Source organism: Shewanella sp. TC10 (genome assembly GCF_009663145.1).
GTDB lineage: Bacteria > Pseudomonadota > Gammaproteobacteria > Enterobacterales > Shewanellaceae > Shewanella.
Map to the genome: position 1 here is coordinate 61,464 of NZ_VKHR01000012.1, position 22,878 is coordinate 84,341.

Genomic DNA, 22,878 nt, shown 5'->3' on the forward strand with positions numbered 1-22,878 from the left:
CGACTTTAGGTACCAATAAGAAGTAGATAAGGCTATTTAATTAAAAAGCACAGTTGTTTCAGTTGGTTATTAGGGGCAATAAGATAAGTCTTATGATGTTTTATCATACTGGTTTTTTTGTTGCCAGGGCTGACTAACAAGCCTTTTTCTAAGGCTTTTTCAGCAAAGTGATTTTCATCACCGCGAACATAAATAGGCAGTGATTTAACTAACTTTTCACCATCAAAATGGCTTTCAAGTTGTAACTCACACACCACAAGGCTTGACTGACCATTACCTGCGAGTTTGAGTTTAGTGCCGCGATTATCAGAGAAAGCGCTATCAGCGATAACAAACCAATCTTCGCTTTCAAGTTCTGCTAATAATTGAGTTATACCTTGATGTTGGGATAGTTCAGCTTGTTGTACTTGTCGGTACTGCTTGGCAATTCGTTCAAATAGCTGAGGTAGCATAGCACCAGCACCTTGGCTACGAGCCATTCTGATCCAAGCTGAAATGTCGTCGGCTACCAATTTTGAAAAACGTTTTATTCGAAAAGATTCAACTAGCCATGCACATAAAAAATGACTTTCTTGAGCGGGTGTACGCTTGGCTTTTTGATTTTCAGCAGAATCTTGCAGTGCTTGAATGCCTGCTTCGGCGACGTCTAAAATGGCTTGATTGTATGTTTGGGTTTGCACTATTGGGGCACCGTTCATTAAATTGTTCCATCACAGAAATATTCGATGATGGAACGTTGCAACTGGATAAATTACTCTAGCTGTATTGTAGCAGAGGTGGTTAAACCGCTGCTACAAACTTAATGTAATCACTGCCACCAAAAGCTGCAAATGAATCTGTGCTTTGCAAAAGTTTACAGCACTTAAATTAATGAACTGTTACTGCTGTTGTAGTAATTTTGCTGCAGTTAAAATTAGCTCTGGAGCAGGACGCACTTTATAGTTTGGATTGATGTACTGAAAATGCACCAGACCTGATTTATCAGCTACATAAACTGCAGGAACAGGTAAAACTAAGCGTTCTTCACCCTCAGGCGTAGTCCAAAGTGTGTTGTTTACTTTGAGTTTTGCTTGATACATAGAGGTCACTTTTTCGCTGGTGTAGAACGCAATACCAAACGCTTGTGAAGCCGCCATTTTTTCATCTGACAACAACAAGTAATCTAATTCATTGTCGTTAATTGACGCTTTTAATTTTTCTGGTGAATCTGGTGAAATCCCCACTAGTTGAAAACCCATTTCAATTAGTTTTGGTTCAATTGCCTTTAATTGTCCCATTTGCACATTACAGAAAGGACACCAGCCGCCACGATAGAAAAAGAAGATCGTTGGTTTTTTGGCTGTGAGTTCTTCAAGATTAACTTTATTCCCTTCTACATCCTGCAGCTCAACACTAGGGATTTGCTGGCCATTCATTAGTGGCATTACGTGATATTCATCACTAGCAATAGGTTTAGCCAATGAAGGTAAGCTAAATAGTGTCACTGCGGCGGCTAAGATAATTTTTTTTAACATGCTGAAATCCATATTCAATTAAAAGGGAAGAACTGTTTAAGTGCCCTAACTAGACACTTTTTTATGGTTGATCGTTAGGTGTCGTTCAAATTCGCTTTAACAGCGACTAGGGGCTGTTGATCTTTGCTGGTTGAGTTTTGTTCGAGTTAAAAACATTTTAATTGAGGCGGATGGATTGATGCCTAGTCATCTAAGCACCTTTTATTCACAAAGATGCATACAACAAAGATTAAAACGTTTTTAGCCGAACCCTTCGGGCAGCGTTTGTTGGCCATTTTTACTGCGTTATCGACTTTTTATGTAGAATAACTACACCACAAAGTCTCTACCTTGTATAAATAGTCAACAATTCGCTGCAAAAATAACCTTGAAAGATCATCAGACCCTAATTAGACCTGAGCATAGCAGTTTTTATTTCATTGAATTAAAGTAAAAGTGAATATGGGTTTACTTTTTGTTATTAAAGACAAAAAGTAAAAGTGAATATGGGTTTACTTTTTGTTATTAAAGACAAACAGCAGGCAATAAAAAAGGCGCTATCAGCGCCTTTAATGGAGTTACATATGAAGTCACAACTAAATATAAATTACTTAAGTTTTTTGTATTTTACAGTGCTGCTAGATTTACCAACGGTAACTCGGCGACCTTGCATGTTACGCTCTGCTGCAACCTGAGCGCCAGCACTGTCTGAGCGTTGTTGTTTTTTAGCAAAACTACGACGTTTTTGAATTTGCTTAAGTAATAGCTCGCGGCTACCCACTTCATAGCCAGCAACTGTGATACGACGGATCGGCTGACCAATTAACTTTTCAATATCCGCTAATGTGCGCTCTTCTTCACGGCTTACAAACGAAATAGCAGTACCTGATTTACCTGCGCGGCCAGTTCTACCAATACGGTGAACATAATCTTCTGCTAAGAAAGGTAAGTCGTAATTAACAACATAGCCAAGGTTTTGAATATCTAAGCCACGGGCTGCCACTTCTGTTGCGACTAATACGCGAACTTTACCTTCAACAAACTCACGTAGTGCACGGCGGCGGCTACCTTGTGCCTTTTCGCCATGTACTACTGCTGATGGGATCCCATCTAGGTTTAATTCTTTTACTAATACATCTGCAGCATCACGAGTGGCGGTGAACACTAAGACTTGTTGCCAGTTTTTAGTACCGATGAGCTCTGATAACAGTTCACGTTTACGACGCTGCTCAACAGGGTAAACCACTTGGCTTACCGTTGCTGCTGTGGTGTTTTGTTTGTCGGCTGTAATCACTTTTGGCTTATCGAGCATTTCGTTAGCCAGCTTTTTAACTTCTGTTGAGAAGGTTGCCGAAAATAATAAGTTCTGACGCTGTTTGTTGACTGCTTGAAGGATTTTTTGAATGTCAGTACTAAAACCCATGTCTAGCATACGGTCAGCTTCATCAAGCACTAAAAACTCAACGTTTGATAAGCTCAAGTTACATGCTTGAAGATGCTCTAATAAGCGACCTGGCGTCGCGACAATAATGTCAGCACCACGTTTAAGCTTTTGTGCTTGAGTTGCGACTTTAACGCCACCATAAATGGTCAACACTTCAATGTTGATATTTTTACTGTAGTCGTTAATGTTTTCGGCAACTTGCGCAGCTAATTCGCGTGTTGGCGTAAGAATTAATGCGCGAGTATTTGAGTGTTGTAATTCGCGAGGGTTCTCTACCATTTTCTGTAGCATTGGTAAGGAAAATGCTGCTGTTTTACCCGTCCCCGTTTGCGCACTTGCGAGCACATCTTCACCGCGGCGAATAGCTGGAATAGCTTGCTGCTGAACAGGTGTCATAGTTTTATAACCGCAATCAGCGATCGCACTTAGTATTTCTGGGGCGAAGCTAAAAGATTCAAATTTCATCGGTAGACTTTCCTATGGTAATCACGTTATTCAACAGTTTAAATGCTTGCCGATTGTAGATAGAAGTATAACGGCTATTACAAGCGGCGGCGGAGTATAACAAATAAAATTGATTAATTCTTAACTTAATTTTCAACGAACTGGTTTAGTTGATTAATCAGGGTTTTAATTGTGCTTTTTTCGGTTATAAGTTACCTCAATGTTGGCATAAAAAAGCCAAGCTTTAACTCGCTTGGCTTTCGAAACCGTTAACCTTTACTACATTCAGTTAAGGTTAAATTGCTTGAGTCACCTCAGTTAACCAGACTAAGTCTTCACCTTGCATCAAGGGTGAGATGGTTTTAAATACTAGCGCGTGATATGCGTTAAACCAGTTCACTTCAGCCTCAGACAATAATGACTTATCAACTAAACGCTTATCCATTGGGATAAGTGTAAGCGCATCAAACTCCATCATTTCTCGCTCTGCATTGGCTAAGCTAGTTGATGGAACTACAGCGACTAAGTTTTCGATACGGATACCAAATTCATCTGCGCGGTAATATCCTGGTTCGTTTGAAAGCACCATACCTGGTACAAGTGCTACACCATTGACATTTTTACCGATACGCTGCGGCCCTTCATGAACACTCAAGAAGTGGCCTACACCGTGGCCGGTGCCGTGGTCGTAATCAAAACCATGCTGCCATAAGTACTGACGAGCAAAACCATCAAGTTGCTGACCTGAAGTCCCTTTAGGAAATTTAGCTTGGTCTAGCGCAATATGTCCTTTCAAGACTAATGTGAACATTTTTTGCTGCTCGGCAGTCACATCGCCAATGGCTATTGTACGGGTAACATCTGTGGTGCCATCAATGTACTGTGCACCAGAATCAACGAGGTAAATGCTGTTCATGGTCATTTTGCTTGGAGTGCCATCGAGGTGATTGTAATGACACATAGCGCCATTGCCGCCGGTGGCAGAAATCGTATCAAAACTCGGCTCACGATATAGCGGATCGCTTAAGCGGAACGATTCAAGTTTATCAGCGAGTTCAGCTTCATCATGCATGATATTAGCTGCGACTTTTCGATCAAGCCATGCAAGAAAACGACTGACAGCTACGCCATCTCTGACATGGCTTTCACGCATGCCATTAAGCTCTGCTGCATTCTTTTGCGCTTTAGGTAGTGCAACAGGATCGCTACCTGCAATTAGAATCGCTCCAGCATTTTTAGCTGTTAATTGACTCCAAGCATTCGCGGTATTTGGGTCAGCAAGTAATTTTACACCGTCTAATTGAGCCAGAGCATCGGCAAGTAATGATTCATCTTTAAACTCAACACCGCTACCTACATGCTCATTAAAGCCTGCAGGCAGTTTATTACTGTCAGCAAATAAGGTCATATCACCATTAGCTGATAACAGCGCACAACCAAGTGTCACCGGAAGTCGTGGCACATCGCTGCCACGAATATTCAATAACCAGCAAAATGAATCGAGTGCTGAAACTAAAGCCATATCAGCGCCTTCTTTCGCAACTAGCTCACCAATTTGTTGGCGTTTCTCAAGACTATTGCGGCCAGCGCCTTCATGACTAAATAAGGTAATTAACTCACTTGAAAGCGCAGGGCGGTCATGCCAATGGATATCAATTGGGTTTTCATCAACACAAACTAAACTCATATCAGCTTTAATCAGTTTCTGCTCAGCTTGCTCAAACCAAGCTAGCGTGTGTAAGCGACTATCGATACCGACTCTTTTTCCTGCGCCAAGTTGCTCAATTAACCATTCTACCTGTGGCGTGTCATACAAGCTTTGGTAACTAAATAACTCTGGGCTAACTTGTTGCTTAACTTGAACGGTATAACGACCATCAATGAAAATTGCCGCGCTATCTTTTAATACGATAGCCATGCCAGCTGAACCGGTAAATTCCGTTGCCCATAGTAGGCGTTCATTTCGCTCTGGGACATATTCCCCGAGGTATTCATCAGCTCTAGGAATAATGAATGCATCTAGATTATGTTTGGTAAGTTCCTGACGAATGGCATCAAGGCGCTGATTAATGATCTCTGACATGGTAGCTCCATTGGAGGTTGCTGATTGGCTCAGTCTTATTAAGGAAAGGCGATTATCGCAATTGCATTAGGTGCTTTGCAAGTAAAGAGCTTGCATGTTTAGCTGTTGCATTTGTGATAAGCCATTAAACATATTTTGTAACTTTATATTGTATACATTTTTGATTTGCAGTTTACACTATGGCAAATATCTCATCACCCTTAATTTTGGAGTCATTTATGACCATAGGTGTCGGTACTCAAACCCAAGAACAGGCATTTGCTAGTTTGTCGGATATGACAATGGATGTAGCCAGCATAGGTTTACCTGAATTTGAACAGCGTATTGCTAAAGCACAACGCTTAATGAAGCAGCAAGGCATTGAAGCGATTTATGTTAATGCAGGGACTAATTTGTACTATTTTACGGGCACAAAATGGTACGCCAGTGAACGAGTTGTAGGAGTCATTATTCCTGCTGTTGGTGAGGTTGAGTATATTGCCCCAGCATTTGAGCTAGATACCTTAGAAGGGTATATGGCGATTAAAGGTAAGGTAAATACTTGGCAAGAAGATGAAAGTCCATATGCTTTATTTGCTCAGACCTTGGCAAATATGGGGATTAAAAACGGCAAGGTAGGCATTGATGAGTCTACTGCTTTTTTCATTTTTGATGGTATGCGACTTGCTGATGATAGCTATAACTACATTAATGCTAAAAGCATTACTGCAGGTTGTAGAATGATTAAGTCTGCTGCAGAACTCGCGTTACTTCAACGCGCTAAAGATATGACTTTAGCAGTGCATGTTGCTGCAGCCAGCATGTTACATGAAGGGATAACCACAGCTGAGGTTGAAGCTTTTATCCATGAAGCTCATAAACGTGTTGGCGCTCCAGCGGGCTCGTATTTCTGTATTGTGTTATTTGGTGAAGATACTGCTTATCCACATGGCGTTAAATCACCCAAAACACTAGAAAAAAATGATACGGTTTTGATTGATACTGGTTGTCAGTTAGGCGGCTATAACTCTGACATCACTCGCACTTATGTTTATGGTGAGGCAAATGACCGTCAACGTAGTTTATGGGCACTTGAGCAAGAGGCACAATTAGCCGCTTTTGCTGCTGCACAAATTGGTGAAACCTGCGCTAATGTCGATAAAGCTGCAAGAGCTGTGATTGTCGATGCTGGCTTTGGGCCTGGATATGATGTCCCTGGTTTACCGCACCGTACGGGTCATGGAGTAGGTCTTGATATTCATGAGTGGCCTTATTTAGTACTAAATGATCACACACCACTAGAAGCAGGTATGTGTTTTAGTAATGAGCCAATGCTGTGTGTACCAGGCGAGTTTGGCGTACGTCACGAAGATCATTTCTACATGACTGAATCTGGCCCTGTTTGGTTTACTAAACCAGCTAAGTCTATTGACGATCCGTTTGGTTTAGCTAAGTAATTCTTAGCGCTAAAACCGAATGCTTGAGCAAAATAAAAATGCCCTATTGGTGATTAAGCCAATAGGGCATTTTTTGATTCAGACTTTTTAACGGTTTTATTTTTATGCTTAGTCTTATTCTTAGTTTTAGTCTTAGTTAATCGCTAATAACTCAACTTCAAAAATCAGTACCGAACCACCTTCAATTTTACCTGCTGCACGGTTGCCATAGGCTAAAGTGCTTGGGACAAAGAATTTAAATTTATCGCCAACATTCATCAACTGAACGCCTTCAGTCCAACCTGGAATAACGCGATTAAGTGGGAAATCAATACTTTGACCACGGTCGACTGAGCTATCGAAAATAGTGCCATCAATCAAGGTGCCGTGATAATGCACGGTAACGGTATCAGTCGCTTTTGGGTGTTCAGTTCCTTCACCTTTGTGCATCACTAAATACTGCAGGCCCGAAAGTGTGGTTACTACACCTTCTTTTTGTTGGTTTTCTAGTAAGAAAGCGTCGCCCTTAACGATATTCTCTTGCGCTGCTTTTTTATTATTTGATTGGGTGAAAAAGTAAAAGATGAGTCCTGCGATAACGCATACAGCCAAAACGACTTTCATAGTGTTCATTCCTATGTATTTTTTTTAAGTTTATACCGCTGAAAGCTCAAGGTTGAACCAGAGTCTCCAATGAAGAGGTCTAATAACAGCTCATGATATAAACGCTTGTAGGGTGCATGTTACTGATTGAATTTAGCAGGGTAAAGCGAAAGCTTGTTTTGTTGTGTTTAGGTTTTATCTAGCAGCGGAAATAACTGTCAAATGTGACATTATTGAGTAAAAAAAGTGATATAAGCCAATAAAGATGCGCAAGAGAAGTTAAGTAAAATCATCAATCGATATACCCATTTAAATGGTGATTTTTGGGTTTTATGCCTAAATACTTCCTGAGCAATGACACCAGCTGGCCAACCACCAATGAGTGCAAAGCCATGTAATGTTTGCTCTTGAATACGCCATTGCTGTTTACTGGCAGCGCGTTTATCTCGCCATGTGATAAAGCCACTGATCCCATTGATAGCGACTAAGTAGTAACCTAAATTCAATGAAATCATAAAGCCGATGACTAACATGGTAGTTAAACTTATCAGGCCGAAAATTTTCATCATTTACTCGCTTTTTTTATTTTAAAAACTCTGCATAAATTTCTAAATCTATTTCATCCCCAACGATTGGAATGTAGCTGCTCATGCCAAAGTCTGAACGTTTAATTTGTCCCACTGCGCTAAACCCGACGGTATATTTCCCTGTCATCCAGTTATCGGCGCCGCCATGAAAAGTGGCCTTAAATGTCACGGGTTTAGTTACGCCGCGCAAGGTTAGATCACCGCTGAAATTAAAGCTGGTGTCATCAATGGGAGTAACGGTATGACTAACAAATACCGCTTGAGGGAATTGAGCACTATCAAACCAAGTGTCTTCTTGTAATGTTTCGGCTAAGTCAGGATTATTAATATCAATCGAGTTTATCTCAACTACGGCGCTGAGCGTTGCTGCTGCCATATTGCTTGGGTCAAAGTTAAGTTGAGCATCAAACTGGTTAAAGCGGCCGACATAGGTTGATAATCCAAGATGCTGGATTTTAAATATTAACGCAGCATGGTTTTCATCTAATTGATATTCACCCGATTGCAGCTCAACCAGTTCAGACTCTACATTGGGGGCTATCCAGCTAACGCAGCTGCTTAACGATAATAGTGCTATGCCCGTAAATAATACTTTGAGATATTGACTCATAGGTCATCCTGATTTGCCGTTTACGTGTTGAACTTTGCCATAACCCGTTTACGCCACAGGGCTTCTAATGGGCCTTGATTAAAATATCTAAGATAAACTGGCGCTAACACTAACTGTAACAGGCTTATTATGATTGCAATCAGGAAATAGTCCACTCTATTCAGGCTCATGTATAAGTCACTTGCATAATGGTTGATAGCGTAACGAAAAATGCCGACGCCAATGAGTGACTGCAAAATATAACAGCTGAAAGCCAGTTTACCGACGGCTTGAAATGGCGCGAGAATTTGATCGCTGTTTTGACAGGCTTTGACCACAAGATGAACATAAATAAGTGCCATAGCGACTGCACTTACCATCATCATGATCGTTGATAACTCCACTAACATGGGGTTGGCTGAAAAGCTGATTGTTGAGTCAATAGTCGAAAAAATAAACGCCACCGCAACGCACTTTAATAAGGTGTTTTTATCTAAACCATGCTCAAAAATGCCTTGCTGATAAAGTGCCATTCCCCACATCATTAATCCAGCTGTAAACCACATTATAGTGAGAGGGATAACTAATAACATAAACCCCACCTGCAAAAGCTGTAGTAGCACAATATCAATATAAGCTGCAGACCAATCTAAAAGCTGCTGTTGATGTAGTTCTGAGCCTCTGAAGTAATGCTCTTCTTCCATGGTTAAGCTAAATAAAGCCACGATAACTAACGCCATAAAAATATACTGGTTAGCGCGTTTTTTAATCGTGCCGATATCCGAATTAATATAATTGAGGGCTAAGAATGCACTGATCCCATAAGTGAGTAAAATATCGCCGCCCCAAATGAAAATGCCATGTATTAAGCCAAAAATAATTAACCACTTTAAGCGTTGTTTAATTAAAGGATATGCTGGTAACGCATTGGCTTCATAACGGCGATATTGAATGAGTAACCCTGCACCGAACAAAATAGATAGCAGGCTTAAAAATCTCCCTTCAAGGAAGAAATTACTGAATATTTCTAAAATGATGTCGGACTGTATTTGGGGGGAGTGAGGCGCGTAGCCGTAAAAGCTGTCATTCATAAAAAAGATATTCATGAACAAAATGCCTAAAATGGCTATGCCTCTTAAGGCATCAATATTGGTATTACGGTTACCATGGCTTTCATTAATCGTATTTGGTCGTTGGACGATCGTTGGGCCATTGGCTGAAACTGGATGGTTATTAGCTGAGTTTTTAATTGTCGAGCTTGCAATTGTCGAACTATCAATTGCCGAAGCTTGAGTTCTCGAAGCATGAGGGGAACTAATATGAGCTGCAGAATCCTTTGCGCTATTCATATCTATATTTTTATTGTTATTGATAATGAATGGAAGGTGAAAGCCTAACAGTCTGTAACTAAAAAAGATACAGGATTAGACTTTCAAAACAATTGCTTAGTTTATTCCATTGCTTAGTTTATGCCATTGCTTAGTTTGAAACTGCTGACTCGTTTCAATCATTGATATGTTATTTTTGTGGTTTTTCAGAAATCCACAGTTTAATGGTGCCTTTTACCACGACATTACCATCAGTATCATAAGCGTTAACAGGAACCATTAAGTCACCTACTTGCCATTGTTCTGGTGTGACTTCGGCAACGCAGAGTATGTCACTACCGGCTTTAGCAGTGTAGTCAACAGACATTCCTTTTGGGATCCAGCGGAGATGTTTTGGGATTGATGCTTCAGCCATAACGCCCATCGCCATCTCTAAGCCATTACAAATGGCGATAACATGTACCGTTTTGATATGGTTATGCACCGCATTACGCTTTTTGATTAACACTGAGCAACGATTAACTTTTAGCTCTGTCACCAAAGGCTTTACCGTGGAAAAGTACGGTGCCATTCTTGAGACCATGATGGAAAAAATCTTATTACCAAAAGGATACTTGGTAACCCTATTGTATAAAGCTAAAACATGGTTGGGTTTTGAGCTGCTCATATCAATCCTTTTCTTTTATTAGAGTTTTTGGTTATTTAGAATTATTACCCATCTGGTCTGATGAGTTGATTTGAAAATAGTTTAACATCCTTGTAACTGATTGCACATAACCTAATTAAGTTGAGAAAGATTAATTAGTCTAAAGCTCAGTTACAGGTATAATTCGGCTTAACTTTTTTGGCACTTCTGGGCGATTGCACTGTCTTAAAATGTGGTCTCAACATATAGTCTCAGCGCTAATTAGATAAATGTAGTTTTCAAATGTTTGATTAAGGAATGGCTTTGCAGCAACTATTAAATTATTTCAAAGGAATGGCGATGGGCGCCGCGGATGTGGTTCCTGGTGTTTCGGGTGGCACGATTGCGTTTATTACTGGGATTTTAGAACCACTATTGGAGGGGATTAAAAAGATTAACCCTTCATTAATCGGCGTGATAAAGCAACAGGGGATTAAAGCTGCATTTATGCATATCAATGGTCCTTTTTTAGTGGCGGTATTTGGTGGGATCCTGACGAGCATATTCAGCCTTGCTAAGCTAATTTCATGGTTGTTAACCAATCACCCTGTACCCGTTTGGTCGTTCTTTTTTGGCTTAATCTTGTTTTCTGTTATTCACATGCTTAAACAAGTTAAAAGTATCAACCTTTTACGTTGTGTCTTATTCGTTTTAGGTGTTGCTTTTGCGTGGTTTATTACAGTGTTAAGCCCAATTGAGTTAGATGCTGGCTATACCAGCTTTTTCTTTGCTGGATGCATTGCCATATGTGCAATGATTTTGCCGGGTATTTCAGGCAGTTTCATATTACTGCTGCTTGGACTTTATCCAGCTGTATTAGCTGCGGCGAAGGGATTTGATATCTTACTGCTTGCATGCTTTGCTATGGGCTGCGTGGTTGGTTTGCTCAGCTTCAGTCATGTGCTTTCAGCGATGTTACGTAAATTTCATGACGAAACATTATTGTTTCTAACCGGATTAATGCTCGGCACCTTAGGAAAAATTTGGCCTTGGAAAGAAGTCATCACTTGGCGTGAAAACTCTAAGGGCGAACAAGTGCCATTAACTGAGCAAAACTTATCACCGATGCAGTTTGAACAACTGACCGGCGAGTCTTCGCAATTAGCTGCTGCTGTTGTGTGCCTATTGGTGGGAATTGGCTTGGTTTGGGGATTAGAGAAGTTCGGTCAACGCTCTGCCCAAAAGGCCTAATGGGTAATCTAAAATGGCTATTTACTGGCTTGAACTAGGCAGTAAATAGCTCATCGTAATAACTATCGCTTTAACCATCGCATGCCCCTTCAAAGTTAATCATTCCCAAATAATAAAATAAATTATTTCTTTTTATTAAAATTTAATAAGTTAAAGACTAATATCAATACACACAAGTGATCTGAAAACCATTACAGCTCGTAATGTTGTTTAAGCCACAAGGAGTCGTATCGTGAATCAAGAAATCTTTAATCCTGAAAAAATACAAATCGGTATCAGTAGCTGCCTATTAGGACAAAAAGTCCGTTTTGACGGCGGCCATAAAAACTCAAACTATTGCAATATCGACCTTGCTCCATTTTTTGATTACATCAGTGTTTGCCCTGAAATGGCAATTGGTATGGGTGCTCCGCGCAAAAGTATTCGTCAAGAACGCGATGGCGATAAAATTTATATCAAGAGTGGTGATGGCAGTATTGATGTCACAGATAAACTTGAAGCATACAGTCAAAAACGCGTCGGTGAACTCGACTTTATTGGCGGTTATATTTTATGTGCTAAATCTCCAACTTGTGGGATGGAGCGGGTGATTGAGTACAAATATGGCACCAATAATGGTACTAAAAGTGGTGTGGGTGTATTTGCAAAAAAATTGATGGATACATACCCTGAGTTACCTGTTGAAGAAGAAGGGCGCTTACACGACCCTGTGATTAAAGAAAACTTTATCACCCGAGTGTATGCCTATCATGAGTGGCATACCTTACAAGCCGAAGGTTGGACTAAGCACAAGCTAATGCAGTTTCATGCGCGTTATAAATATCTTTTAATGGCACATAGCCCTCAATGGTATCGTGATTTAGGGCCTATTCTCGCCCAGATTGATGATCTTGATGCGACTGCGCAAACCTATTTTGTTGGCTTTATGACGGCGTTAAAAATTAAAGCAACCCGAAAGAATCATACTAGTACTTTACAGCATATTCAGGGCTACTTTAAAAAGCACCTTTCTAAAGAGCAGAAGCAAGAGCTTAGTGAATCAATCATGAAATACCGTGAAGGATTGCTGCCTCTTTTGGTGCCTATTACTTTGATTAACCACTATTTACGCGAGTTTCCAACGCCGTACATAGAAGGGCAGGTTTATCTTAACCCTCATCCAGAGGCCTTAAGACTAAGATATGCCTATTAGTTGTTAATGCTGTTGAGGGCGCGTAAATGAAAACTCTCATTTGGTTTAGGCAAGATTTACGTCTTGCTGACAACCTAGCTGTTTGCGAAGCCTTCGCTTTTGCTCGTCAGCAACACACTAGCAAACCTGACTCTACCGCTCAGGTTGAAGCCTTATATATTGTTAGCCCTAAGCAATGGCAAAGCCATGATGTTGCGCCGATTCAAATCGATTTTATTGAACGACATGTGAATGTTTTGGCCCAAGGGTTAGCATCGCTTGGAGTAAAGCTTAATGTGGTGACCTTGCCATGGTTTGATGATGTGATGGATTGGATGCCAGGCTTTATCGTCGATAATCAATTTGAGCAAATATTTGCAAGCCAAGAACCTGAGTTTAATGAGCGAAAACGTGATCAGCAATTACTCGATATAGGATTGCCAATTACTTTTGTGGCTCAAGATTGCATCATTAATGCGGGTGACGTAAATAACCTTTCGGGGCAAATGTACAAGGTATTTACGCCTTTTTCTAAAAAGTGGCGTGAAATTGCAGCCAGTAAAATGATCGCGCCATTATCTGTTCCAGCACCTATTGGCGCTGCGCTTCCTACACCTGCAACTATCGAATTTGATGCCGATAAACGTTCAAGTAAGCTGTGGCGAGCAGGTGAGGGCGAGGCCAAACGAATACTCGATCAATTTTGTATAAATAAGATTCAAGATTATCAATTAGAACGAGACTTTCCCGCGCTCGATAACACCAGTAAGTTATCGCCATATTTAGCCATTGGGGTGATAAGTGCTAAGCAATGCTTAGCTGCTGCTTTACATTATTATCCTGAGGGGCTGGTGGATGATACGAGCCCAGCTAAAACATGGATAAACGAATTAGCATGGCGTGAGTTCTATCGTCATTTGTTAGTTGCCTTTCCTCGTCTTTCAAAAGGTAAAAGCTTCAATGAAAAAGGCGATTATGTGGTTTGGCGTAATGATAAAACTGAATTTACGGCGTGGTGTGAAGGGCGTACAGGTTTCCCTATTGTAGATGCTGCAATGAGACAACTTAATCAAACGGGCTGGATGCATAACCGCTTAAGAATGGTGGTGGCCAGTTTTCTCACTAAACACTTACTTATCGATTGGCGTTGGGGCGAGCAGTATTTTAGACAGCAATTAATTGATGGCGATCTCGCTGCAAATAATGGTGGTTGGCAATGGTCTGCTGGAACAGGGTGTGATGCACAGCCTTACTTCAGAGTGTTCAACCCTATGAATCAAAGCAGTAAATTTGACCCTGATGCAAGCTTCATTAAAAAGTATGTGCCTGAGTTATCGCAGCAATCACTGAAACTGATCCATCAGCCTTTGTTTATTGAACAGTCTGAAATTCGTTTTAATGAGCAGGCAGGTTTTTCGGAGGATGATTTGTTTGACAATGTTACACAACAAGATAGGGGTTCCAGTCCAGTTTATCCATCGCCGATGGTCGAGCATAGTGTAGCGCGAAAACGGGCCATTGAAGTGTTAAGTGCACTAAAGCGCTGATACTGGATACCCCATTAAAGCCATTCGTTATTTGATAAAGCCACTTGATAGTGGCTTTTTTATTGAGTAATTCTACTCACTTTCTTTGCTACAGATCACAGATTCTACTAGGTTAGTAAGATGAGTTATTTTTATGATTGCTGGATTGAGCATAACCACATACAATAAACATATATTTTAAATGCATCTTTAATATTTTATCAAAAAGGTTTGATTATTATGCTAAATATTGACGACCCAGCAGAAACAGAAAAAACCGCGGCAATATGGCGATTAGCATTTAGGCCTTTCTTTTTAGGCGGGGCAGCGCTGGCGATGTTGTATATTCCATTATGGCTAATGGGCTGGTACACACCACAATATAGTTTGTTTAATAGCAACTTTTGGTCGAATGTATTGCCGTTATGGTGGCATCCTCATGAGTTGTTATTTGGCTTTGCTATGGCAATAGTGTGCGGTTTTTTACTGACTGCAGTGCAAACCTGGACCAATCAACCTAGTCTTAAAGGTTCTACATTAGCTGCTACATTTGCAAGTTGGTTATTGGCTAGATTATTGCTGTTGCTTCCATTTGATATCCCTTTGTTTTTACCTGCGATATTCGACAGCATCTTTTTAGGGACAGCTGCTTTCACTATGTGGCGCAGTGTCTATCGTGTCAAACAATGGCAAAACATTGGTTTCTCGATCATGCTTAGTGTTGCACTGGTTGTGAATCTTGTGAGTTATTACGCATTACAGGAACGTAATTTCATTTTAGCTAATCAAATTTGGCAAGGGATGTTATTTTGGCTGGCTTTGTTGATTACCATTGTTGGCGGGAGAGTGATTCCCTTTTTTACAGCAATGCGAGTCAAGCAAACGAAAGCCGAATCCATTTTTGCATTAGAAAAAAGCTTGTTAGTGTTAATGGTTGCACTGGTTGTCCAGGCCATTTTTAAGGTTTTACCTATGGCCGTAGAGCAAGTGCTATTGCTCAGCGCCGGTGTATTACACTTGATTCGAATGAGTCGATGGTTGCCCCATAAAACGTTAAAAGAGCCTATGTTGTGGTCTCTTCATTTATCGTATTTATCCTTGCCTATCGCTTTACTAGGGTTAGGTTGGTTTATTAACAATGAGTTTGCTTATCGAAGCTTATTGCATTTGTTTGCCATTGGTTGTTTGGCTTCATTGTGTTTATCGATGATCTCACGGGTTTCACTCGGCCACACCAGTAGAAACATATATCAAGGTCCCAATATGGTATTTGCGTTTATTTGCTTACCTATTGCAGCTTTCTTGAGAGCGGTGATGCCGCTAATGTTTCCGGCTCAAACACAAACCTGGTTATGGTTAGCGGGTGGATTTTGGTTTTTAGCTTTTGGGCTATTTGTTTGGCATTACAGTCCAATTTTGTCGCGCCCACGAATTGATGGGCGTCCGGGTTAATAACTTAGGGTTATTAAGCCATTTAATGATTATTTTTAAAGGAAGAATTGTGAATATGCAATTAGCATTGTTTACTAAAAAACGCTTAACAGTTAAAAGCTTAAGCAAGAACTTTTGTTTAGCCCTCGGTGCGATATTAACCACGGCAACGTGCGCTACAGCGATTGCTAAAGCTGATGTTAATGAGGCTAAGTTTCCAGATCAATTTAAAACTTGGGCTGAAACTGAAGAGCAAACTGAACGAGAAGACATGCTTGCTAGCTATCCTGCCAATATTATCTTATGGGCTGGTTCATCTTTTGCTAAAGAATATCATAGTCCTCGCGGTCACCAATTTGCTGTGGCTGATGTTACCCAAACGCTACGAACAGGTGTGCCACCTAAAGAAGGTGAAATGGGGACATCAGCAAGTTGCTGGACCTGTAAAACTCCTGATGCTCCTCGCTTGATTAAAGAGATGGGTTTTGAAGGCTATTCTGCTTCAAATTTTACCGATTTAGGCACTGAAATTAATAGTGTGGTTTATTGTACTGATTGTCATGTGGATGGTAGTGCTGAACTGGCGTTACCACGTCCTCATGCGCAAAACGCAATGAAGAAGACAGGTATTCCGTTTGAGAAACAAGATGTTTCCATGCAAGGTGCGCAAGTGTGTGGCCAATGTCATGTGACGTATTACTTCCAACCGGAAAAAAGTAATGTGGTGAATATGCCATGGATTTTTGGCAGTGATACCGACAATATTTTGAAGTATTACGATACCCGTCGTTTTTACGAGTGGATCCACCCGATTTCTAAAACCCCAATATTGAAGGCTCGTCATCCAGAATTTGAGCATTGGAGTCGCAGTAAACATGCTGAAGCCAATGTTACCTGTATCACTTGTCATATGCCGGTTGAGGAAAATGAAAAAGGTGAAGAGTTTACTAATCACAAAGTAGATAAAGCCCTGCCGCATTTTGATAAAACCTGTATTGGTTGTCATGAAAGTAAAGAAGCGATTACCGCAAAATTAGATGCTGATAAGCATGAAATTGAAACCATGGCACGTGAAGTGGAAGGTTTACTGGTAAAAGCGCATTACGAAGCAAAAGCTGCTTGGGATGCGGGCGCAAACTGGGAACAAATGAACAGTGCAATTATGGCGATTCGTCATGGCCAATGGCATTGGGATTTTGCGATGGCCTCACATGGTTTGTATGCACATAATCCAGATGAAGGACGTATGTTGTTAACCCGAGCGACGTCACAAGCCAAAATGGCAAGAGCGGTATTAGCGCAAGTGCTTGAAAGCTTAAAAGTCACTGACGTTGAATATCCAGATATTAGCTCAAAAGAATCCGCACATGCCGCTGTGGGTATTAATGAAGCTAAGTTGAGTGAAGCAAAACAGAAGTTCATCAAAGAAGAAGTAGAGAAGCATTGGAACCCAATTGCAATAAGAGGTTATCAATAACGCTTTAGTTAGAAATCTACTTTAACTATATTCCGCTTTAATAATATTCCGCTTTAATAATAAAAAGGCGCTTAGATAATTCTAAGCGCCTTTTTTGATCTTCATCCATTTATTTAGCGTATATAAAATTAACAAAATAATTTTATTTTTGTTTAAATTTTGTAAGACAAATCTTTCAACTAAGATTAGTATCAATAGATAACTACTCGTTTTAATTGTTAAAAATTACTCGAAAGATTAATTGCGCACCGTGTTATATCGGCAACATGATGTTTAATGAGATAGTTCAAGGAGATTTTAATGCACAGTAGCGCTAATAACGTTAGTGAGTTACTAAAGCCCACTAAAATAGAACCCACTAAAATAGAGCCCTCTAAAATAAAGCTCACTAAAACGAGTCAGGGAACTGAGCTGTTTACTGAGCAGGGAGCTGAGCCAAAAAGTGTTGCTGCAGATAAACTTGCTAATGAATTAGTTCAGCCACAAATTATTGATGACTTTATCAATATGTACCAGTCGCTTAATAAAAATTCATTGCATCTTCTTAAGCAGGTTTATAGCAAGGATGTTGTGTTTCAAGATCCACTGCATAAAGTGGATGGCCTAAACGACCTTACAAACTACTTCGCTAATCTCTACGAAAATGTAGACAGTATTGATTTTGATATTCAGCAAGTTAATTCTACATCTTCGCAAGCTTCTATATTCTGGCGTATGACCTACAGCCACAGCAAACTCAATGGTGGTAAATCTATCACTGTTGATGGCATGAGCCACCTTTCGTTTTCTGAAAAAATAACGGCACACCGGGATTACTTTGACTTAGGGCAAATGCTATATGAACAATTGCCACTTTTAGGCAAAGTGATTGGCATGGTGAAAGCAAAGGCATCGTCATGAACAGCTCATTGTCGGATTCACCATCCACACCCAACAAATTAACAACCCAGACTAAAGAGGCTGTGCTAATTACTGGCGCAAGCTCCGGAATTGGTCTTGCGCTAGCACTTCAATATGTCGAAAAAGGCTGTCATGTTTTTGCTTGCGGTCGAAATGAGCAAAAGTTAAATAGCATAAAAGGCGCGACGCCACTTGTTTTTGACATCAACGACAAAGATCAAATACGGCAAGCTGCATTGCAGCTTTCAACATCCCTTGAGCAAAATGACTTAAGTTTAACCATGGTGATACTTAATGCTGGTAGCTGTGAGTACATCAATAATCCTGTTCATTTCGATGGCGCGCTATTTGAACGAGTGATTCAAACTAATGTTGTTTCCATGGGGTATTGCTTAGAGCACTTTTTGCCGTTAGTTGGCGCTAATGGTCGGGTGGGGCTAATGAGTTCAAGTGCAACTTATTTACCTTTTCCTAAAGCTGAAGCCTACGGAGCTTCAAAAGCTGCGGTTAATTATTTGGCAAGCAGTCTTCGCATAGACTTAAAAGCCTATGGAATTGGCGTAAGTGTCATTTGTCCTGGTTTTGTGAAAACGCCATTAACTGACAAAAACGATTTTGCGATGCCGATGCAAATCTCTGCTGATAAAGCAGCATCTGAAATTATCTATGGCATGAATAAAGGCCAAAGCGAGATACATTTTCCTAAACGATTTACCTATTTACTAAAGTGCATAGCATGTTTACCTAAAGCTTTTGTTTCTCGCATGCTAACACCTAATGCAGATAAAGCTTGATCACTATTGTGAATCGTCATGGTCGAGCAATATGAACCGTCATGGTCGAGCATTCATTAAGCATGGGTTATGAAGCACAACTTTTTAGCAGAGCTGTACAGAAGTTCAAACTGTTTAAAGTGAATTGAACACAGTATTTTAAAGAACAGTTAATAACGATAATTAAAACAATAATTAAAACAATAATTAAACGAAAAGCCTGAAGGATTAATATGAAAAAAATTGCCGTAGTTGGTTCGGGTATCTCAGGGTTGACCTGTGCACATTTACTCAGTGAATTGCACCAAGTTACTGTGTTTGAAGCAAATGATTATATTGGTGGCCATACCGCAACGATTGATGTTGAAGTTGAAGGAAAGCCATATGCTATCGATAGTGGTTTTATCGTTTTTAACGATAGAACTTACCCAAGATTTCAAAAGTTGATGAGCCGTTTAGATGTTAAGTCATTACCAACTGAAATGAGCTTTAGCGTTCAAAATACTCGCACCGGGCTCGAGTACAACGGCCACACTTTGTGGAGTATGTTTGCCCAGCGTCGTAATTTATTAAAGCCAGATTTTTACCGTTTTTTAGCTGAGATAGTTAAATTTAATAACCAATGTAAAGCCATTTATGACGCTGAAGATTATCAAATAAACAGCTTAGGTGAATTTTTAGATTCACAAGGGTTTTCTGAGTTTTTCAGTGAGCATTATATTTTGCCAATGGGCGCGGCGATTTGGTCTGCTAGCATTAATGATATGCGCGCATTTTCGCTGCGTTTCTTCATTCGTTTTTTCCATCATCATGGTTTACTTAATATCAGTGACCGACCTCAATGGTATGTACTTCAAGGTGGCTCTCGCAGCTATATTCCTGCGCTAATAGCACCGTTTAAAGAGCGACTATTGTTAAATTCTGGGGTGACATCCATTGAGCGTAAAGAGGATGGGGTAAACATTAGAGTCAACAATGGCGAAGTGCAGTATTTTGATGAAGTGATTTTGGCATGTCATAGTGATCAAGCTTTAGCCATGTTGGTAGATGCTTCTGAAGATGAACAAGAAGTATTAGGTGCCATGGCTTATCAAAACAATGAAGTGGTACTGCATACCGATGTGAACCTTTTACCGAAACGAAGAGCTGCGTGGGCGAGCTGGAATTACCGCTTGGATGGTAAAGATGCTGATGATATTGCTAGCAAGCCAGCTAGTGTGACCTACAATATGAATATTCTGCAGCAGTTACCTAAAGATGCGCCCACATTTTGCGTAACTTTAAATCAAACAGAGTCCATTGATAGTAGTAAGATTTTACGTAAATTTAATTACGCCCATCCGGTATTTAATGAAGCGAGTATGAATGCGCAAAAAGAGCGCTCACGTATTTGTGGTGTTCGTCATACCCATTTTGCTGGCGCTTATTGGTATAACGGTTTTCATGAGGATGGAGTGCGTAGTGGCCTAGATGTGTGTAATAACTTTGGTATAAGTCTTTGAGTACCTGCTTATGAATACAAATACTGTCGAAGATGATTTTAATAGCGGTGTATATCAAGGCGAGGTGAGTCACCGACGTTTTACACCTAAAAATCACAGCTTTGCTTATGAAATGGCGCTATTGGCAATCGACTTAGATGAAGTCAAAGCATTAAATAAAGTGAGCCGGTTTTTCGGTACCGCTAAATGGTCAATGTTAAAGTTTAATCCTGATGACTATTTAACTTGTCTTGCGGAGCAATTTTCTGATGCACGGTTAACAGAGCAAGATTCAAACCTCATGGATGTTTCTGCAAGTGATGAAACCTCACCAGAGCAGGCCTTAAAGCAACGGGTGTTGTGGACGATTAAACAGCTTGGAGCATCTCAAGATTGCCAAAGCGTTATTTTTGCTGGCCAAATTCGTCATTTCGGTTTTTACTTTAGCCCTGTTAACTTCTATTTTTGTTATCAAGAAGACAAGCCCATTTATATGTTAGCTGAAGTCAGTAATACCCCATGGGATCAGCGCCATTGTTATTTGGTCAACCTAGAGCAAACCCAAAGCACAGACAAAGTTTTTCATGTTTCACCATTTATGAATTTAGATATGCATTATCAATGGCAAGTTGTCGCCCCCAGTAAGCGTCTTAATGTCACGATTCAAAATAGAGATGATGCGAATAACAAACTATTTGATGCAAGTCTTCAGCTCAAAAGAAGGCCATTTACCGCCAGCAATGTGCGTAAGATGTTAGTGGGTTTTCCAGTGATGACACTGAAAATAATGTGGGGGATTTACTGGCAAGCAATGAAACTATTTGTCAAAAAAATCCCATTTATTGCGCATCCCCAGTCTTAGTAAATAGTCTTAATTATTCGTCTTAATTATGTGAGTGAGTTTATTTAAACCAAAATCAAATTTGTTACGTACTGAAAGATATCATTATTAAATTGCTACAAAGTAGGAAGCGGAGAGAGATATGGAAAATACAGCGATTAATGCGAGTGTAGTGCAAGCAACGATTTCAGACAGCTTTGCAAAGAAAATATTATTACGCGCGTTAAAACACCTCTCTGGCGGCTATTTAACTATTGTAAATTCTGACAATCATGCGACCGCGGAGCAAAGTTTAAGTTTCGGAGATTTTGAATCTGACTTACACGCCAGTATTCAAGTGTCACATCCAAGCTTTTACAAACAAATTATATGGGGTGGCTCAATTGGTGCGGGTGAAGCTTACATTCAAGGTCACTGGTCCAGCCCTGATTTGACCAAAGTTGTTCAGTTATTCGCACGTAACTTAGCACTACTCGATAATATCGAACGTTATTTTTCTTGGTTTAGCGTTGGTATGAATCGGTTAACCCATGTGTTTAATCGAAACTCTGCAGCGGGTTCTAAACGTAATATTCTAGCGCATTACGATTTAGGTAATGCAATGTATGAGCAGTTTCTTGATAAAGAAATGCTCTACTCAAGTGCTTTATACCCTCATAAAGATGCAAGTTTAGAAGAAGCTCAAATTCACAAGCTGCAAACTATTTGCGAGCGCTTGGAGCTTAAACCTGGTCAGAGCCTTTTAGAAGTTGGAACAGGTTGGGGAGCATTAGCCATTTACGCTGCGAAGCATTTTGATGTTGATGTAACAACGACGACCATTTCAGATGCTCAGTACGACTATGCCGTTGAAAAAGTTAATCAAGAAGGCTTGCAAGATAAGGTTACCTTGTTAAAGAGTGACTACCGATTACTTGAAGGTGAGTATGACCGAGTGGTGTCTATTGAGATGATAGAAGCCGTAGGACATGAATACTTACCCGGCTTTTTTAAGAAATTAGAAACCTTACTTAAGCCCTCTGGAAAAATGTTGATTCAAGCGATTACCATTGCTGATCAACGTTATGACAGTTATCGCAAAGGTGTCGACTTTATTCAGCGTTATATCTTCCCAGGTGGTTGCTTACCTTCAGTGAGTGAAATGAATAAGCACATTGCTAAACAAACTGACATGGTAGTGTGGTCCGTTGACGATATGGGCAAAGATTATGCACAAACGCTTTACCACTGGCATGAACGTTTCGATAAAGCCCAAGAATCCATTAAGCAATTAGGCTATGGCGATGACTTTATCAGAATGTGGAAATTCTATTTAAGCTATTGTGAAGGTGGTTTTTTAGAGCGCACGACAAGTACGGTTCATTTAGTCGCTGTGCGTCCTGATTATCGCACTACATTGGCAAGTGGTTTATAAAC

Annotated in this window: 20 protein-coding genes; 11 read left to right on the top strand and 9 right to left on the bottom strand. The window is 40.3% G+C overall.

Annotation, left to right across the window (positions count from 1 at the left end):
- Positions 1–32: 32 nt before the first annotated feature.
- The 4 genes from FNZ24_RS06250 to FNZ24_RS06265 form a co-directional block, all read right to left on the bottom strand.
- Positions 33–680, bottom strand: a complete 648-nt coding sequence (locus FNZ24_RS06250) for a DUF2913 family protein (RefSeq protein WP_153913633.1) — start codon at positions 678–680, stop codon at positions 33–35.
- A 198-nt stretch (positions 681–878) separates the two neighbouring features.
- Positions 879–1,514 (bottom strand): peroxiredoxin-like family protein, encoded by a 636-nt coding sequence (locus FNZ24_RS06255; protein ID WP_153913606.1) that lies wholly within the window; start codon positions 1,512–1,514, stop codon positions 879–881.
- A 586-nt stretch (positions 1,515–2,100) separates the two neighbouring features.
- Positions 2,101–3,402 (bottom strand): DEAD/DEAH box helicase, encoded by a 1,302-nt coding sequence (locus FNZ24_RS06260; protein ID WP_153913607.1) that lies wholly within the window; start codon positions 3,400–3,402, stop codon positions 2,101–2,103.
- A gap of 274 nt (positions 3,403–3,676) precedes the next feature.
- Positions 3,677–5,464 (bottom strand): aminopeptidase P family protein, encoded by a 1,788-nt coding sequence (locus tag FNZ24_RS06265; RefSeq protein ID WP_153913608.1) that lies wholly within the window; start codon positions 5,462–5,464, stop codon positions 3,677–3,679.
- A gap of 218 nt (positions 5,465–5,682) precedes the next feature.
- Between FNZ24_RS06265 and FNZ24_RS06270 the strand changes: the two genes are divergently transcribed.
- A complete protein-coding gene (locus FNZ24_RS06270; protein WP_153913609.1) occupies positions 5,683–6,900 on the top strand; it encodes a M24 family metallopeptidase in 1,218 nt (405 codons plus the stop codon).
- Between the two features lie 132 nt (positions 6,901–7,032).
- Here the strand turns inward: FNZ24_RS06270 and FNZ24_RS06275 are convergent, their stop codons facing one another.
- The 5 genes from FNZ24_RS06275 to FNZ24_RS06295 all read right to left on the bottom strand — a co-directional run bounded on the left by FNZ24_RS06275 (position 7,033) and on the right by FNZ24_RS06295 (position 10,653).
- A complete protein-coding gene (locus FNZ24_RS06275; protein WP_153913610.1) occupies positions 7,033–7,503 on the bottom strand; it encodes an FKBP-type peptidyl-prolyl cis-trans isomerase in 471 nt (156 codons plus the stop codon).
- 209 nt (positions 7,504–7,712) lie between these two features.
- Entirely contained in the window at positions 7,713–8,051 is a 339-nt protein-coding gene (locus FNZ24_RS06280) for a DUF1294 domain-containing protein (RefSeq protein WP_153913611.1), read from the bottom strand.
- Positions 8,052–8,064: 13 nt separating this feature from the next.
- A complete protein-coding gene (locus tag FNZ24_RS06285; RefSeq protein ID WP_153913612.1) occupies positions 8,065–8,679 on the bottom strand; it encodes a YceI family protein in 615 nt (204 codons plus the stop codon).
- A 20-nt stretch (positions 8,680–8,699) separates the two neighbouring features.
- Positions 8,700–10,007, bottom strand: a complete 1,308-nt coding sequence (locus tag FNZ24_RS06290; RefSeq protein ID WP_228768398.1) for a DUF418 domain-containing protein — start codon at positions 10,005–10,007, stop codon at positions 8,700–8,702.
- 169 nt (positions 10,008–10,176) lie between these two features.
- Entirely contained in the window at positions 10,177–10,653 is a 477-nt protein-coding gene (locus FNZ24_RS06295; RefSeq protein WP_153913613.1) for a hotdog fold domain-containing protein, read from the bottom strand.
- Positions 10,654–10,935: 282 nt separating this feature from the next.
- On the opposite strand from FNZ24_RS06295, the gene FNZ24_RS06300 reads away from it, so the two are divergent.
- The 10 genes from FNZ24_RS06300 to FNZ24_RS06345 all read left to right on the top strand — a co-directional run bounded on the left by FNZ24_RS06300 (position 10,936) and on the right by FNZ24_RS06345 (position 22,876).
- A complete protein-coding gene (locus FNZ24_RS06300) occupies positions 10,936–11,862 on the top strand; it encodes a DUF368 domain-containing protein (protein WP_153913614.1) in 927 nt (308 codons plus the stop codon).
- Between the two features lie 232 nt (positions 11,863–12,094).
- Positions 12,095–13,054 carry a YbgA family protein gene (locus tag FNZ24_RS06305; RefSeq protein ID WP_416384820.1) on the top strand — a complete coding sequence of 320 codons (960 nt, stop codon included), beginning with the start codon at positions 12,095–12,097 and terminating at the stop codon, positions 13,052–13,054.
- Positions 13,055–13,080: 26 nt separating this feature from the next.
- Complete coding sequence (locus FNZ24_RS06310; protein ID WP_153913616.1) at positions 13,081–14,580, top strand: cryptochrome/photolyase family protein; 1,500 nt, start codon at positions 13,081–13,083, stop codon at positions 14,578–14,580.
- A gap of 219 nt (positions 14,581–14,799) precedes the next feature.
- Positions 14,800–16,011 (top strand): NnrS family protein, encoded by a 1,212-nt coding sequence (locus FNZ24_RS06315; RefSeq protein WP_153913617.1) that lies wholly within the window; start codon positions 14,800–14,802, stop codon positions 16,009–16,011.
- A 55-nt stretch (positions 16,012–16,066) separates the two neighbouring features.
- Positions 16,067–17,467: an ammonia-forming cytochrome c nitrite reductase subunit c552 gene (locus tag FNZ24_RS06320; protein ID WP_153913635.1), complete on the top strand. Its 1,401-nt coding sequence runs from the start codon at positions 16,067–16,069 to the stop codon at positions 17,465–17,467.
- A 300-nt stretch (positions 17,468–17,767) separates the two neighbouring features.
- Entirely contained in the window at positions 17,768–18,367 is a 600-nt protein-coding gene (locus FNZ24_RS06325) for a nuclear transport factor 2 family protein (protein ID WP_228768399.1), read from the top strand.
- Positions 18,364–19,161 carry an SDR family NAD(P)-dependent oxidoreductase gene (locus FNZ24_RS06330; protein WP_153913618.1) on the top strand — a complete coding sequence of 266 codons (798 nt, stop codon included), beginning with the start codon at positions 18,364–18,366 and terminating at the stop codon, positions 19,159–19,161. Before FNZ24_RS06325 ends, FNZ24_RS06330 begins: the two co-directional genes overlap by 4 nt.
- A 212-nt stretch (positions 19,162–19,373) precedes the next feature.
- A complete protein-coding gene (locus FNZ24_RS06335) occupies positions 19,374–20,642 on the top strand; it encodes an NAD(P)/FAD-dependent oxidoreductase (protein ID WP_153913619.1) in 1,269 nt (422 codons plus the stop codon).
- A gap of 10 nt (positions 20,643–20,652) precedes the next feature.
- Complete coding sequence (locus FNZ24_RS06340; protein WP_153913620.1) at positions 20,653–21,483, top strand: DUF1365 domain-containing protein; 831 nt, start codon at positions 20,653–20,655, stop codon at positions 21,481–21,483.
- Between the two features lie 121 nt (positions 21,484–21,604).
- Positions 21,605–22,876, top strand: coding sequence for an SAM-dependent methyltransferase (locus tag FNZ24_RS06345; RefSeq protein ID WP_153913621.1), 1,272 nt, complete (start codon positions 21,605–21,607; stop codon positions 22,874–22,876).
- Positions 22,877–22,878: the final 2 nt, after the last annotated feature.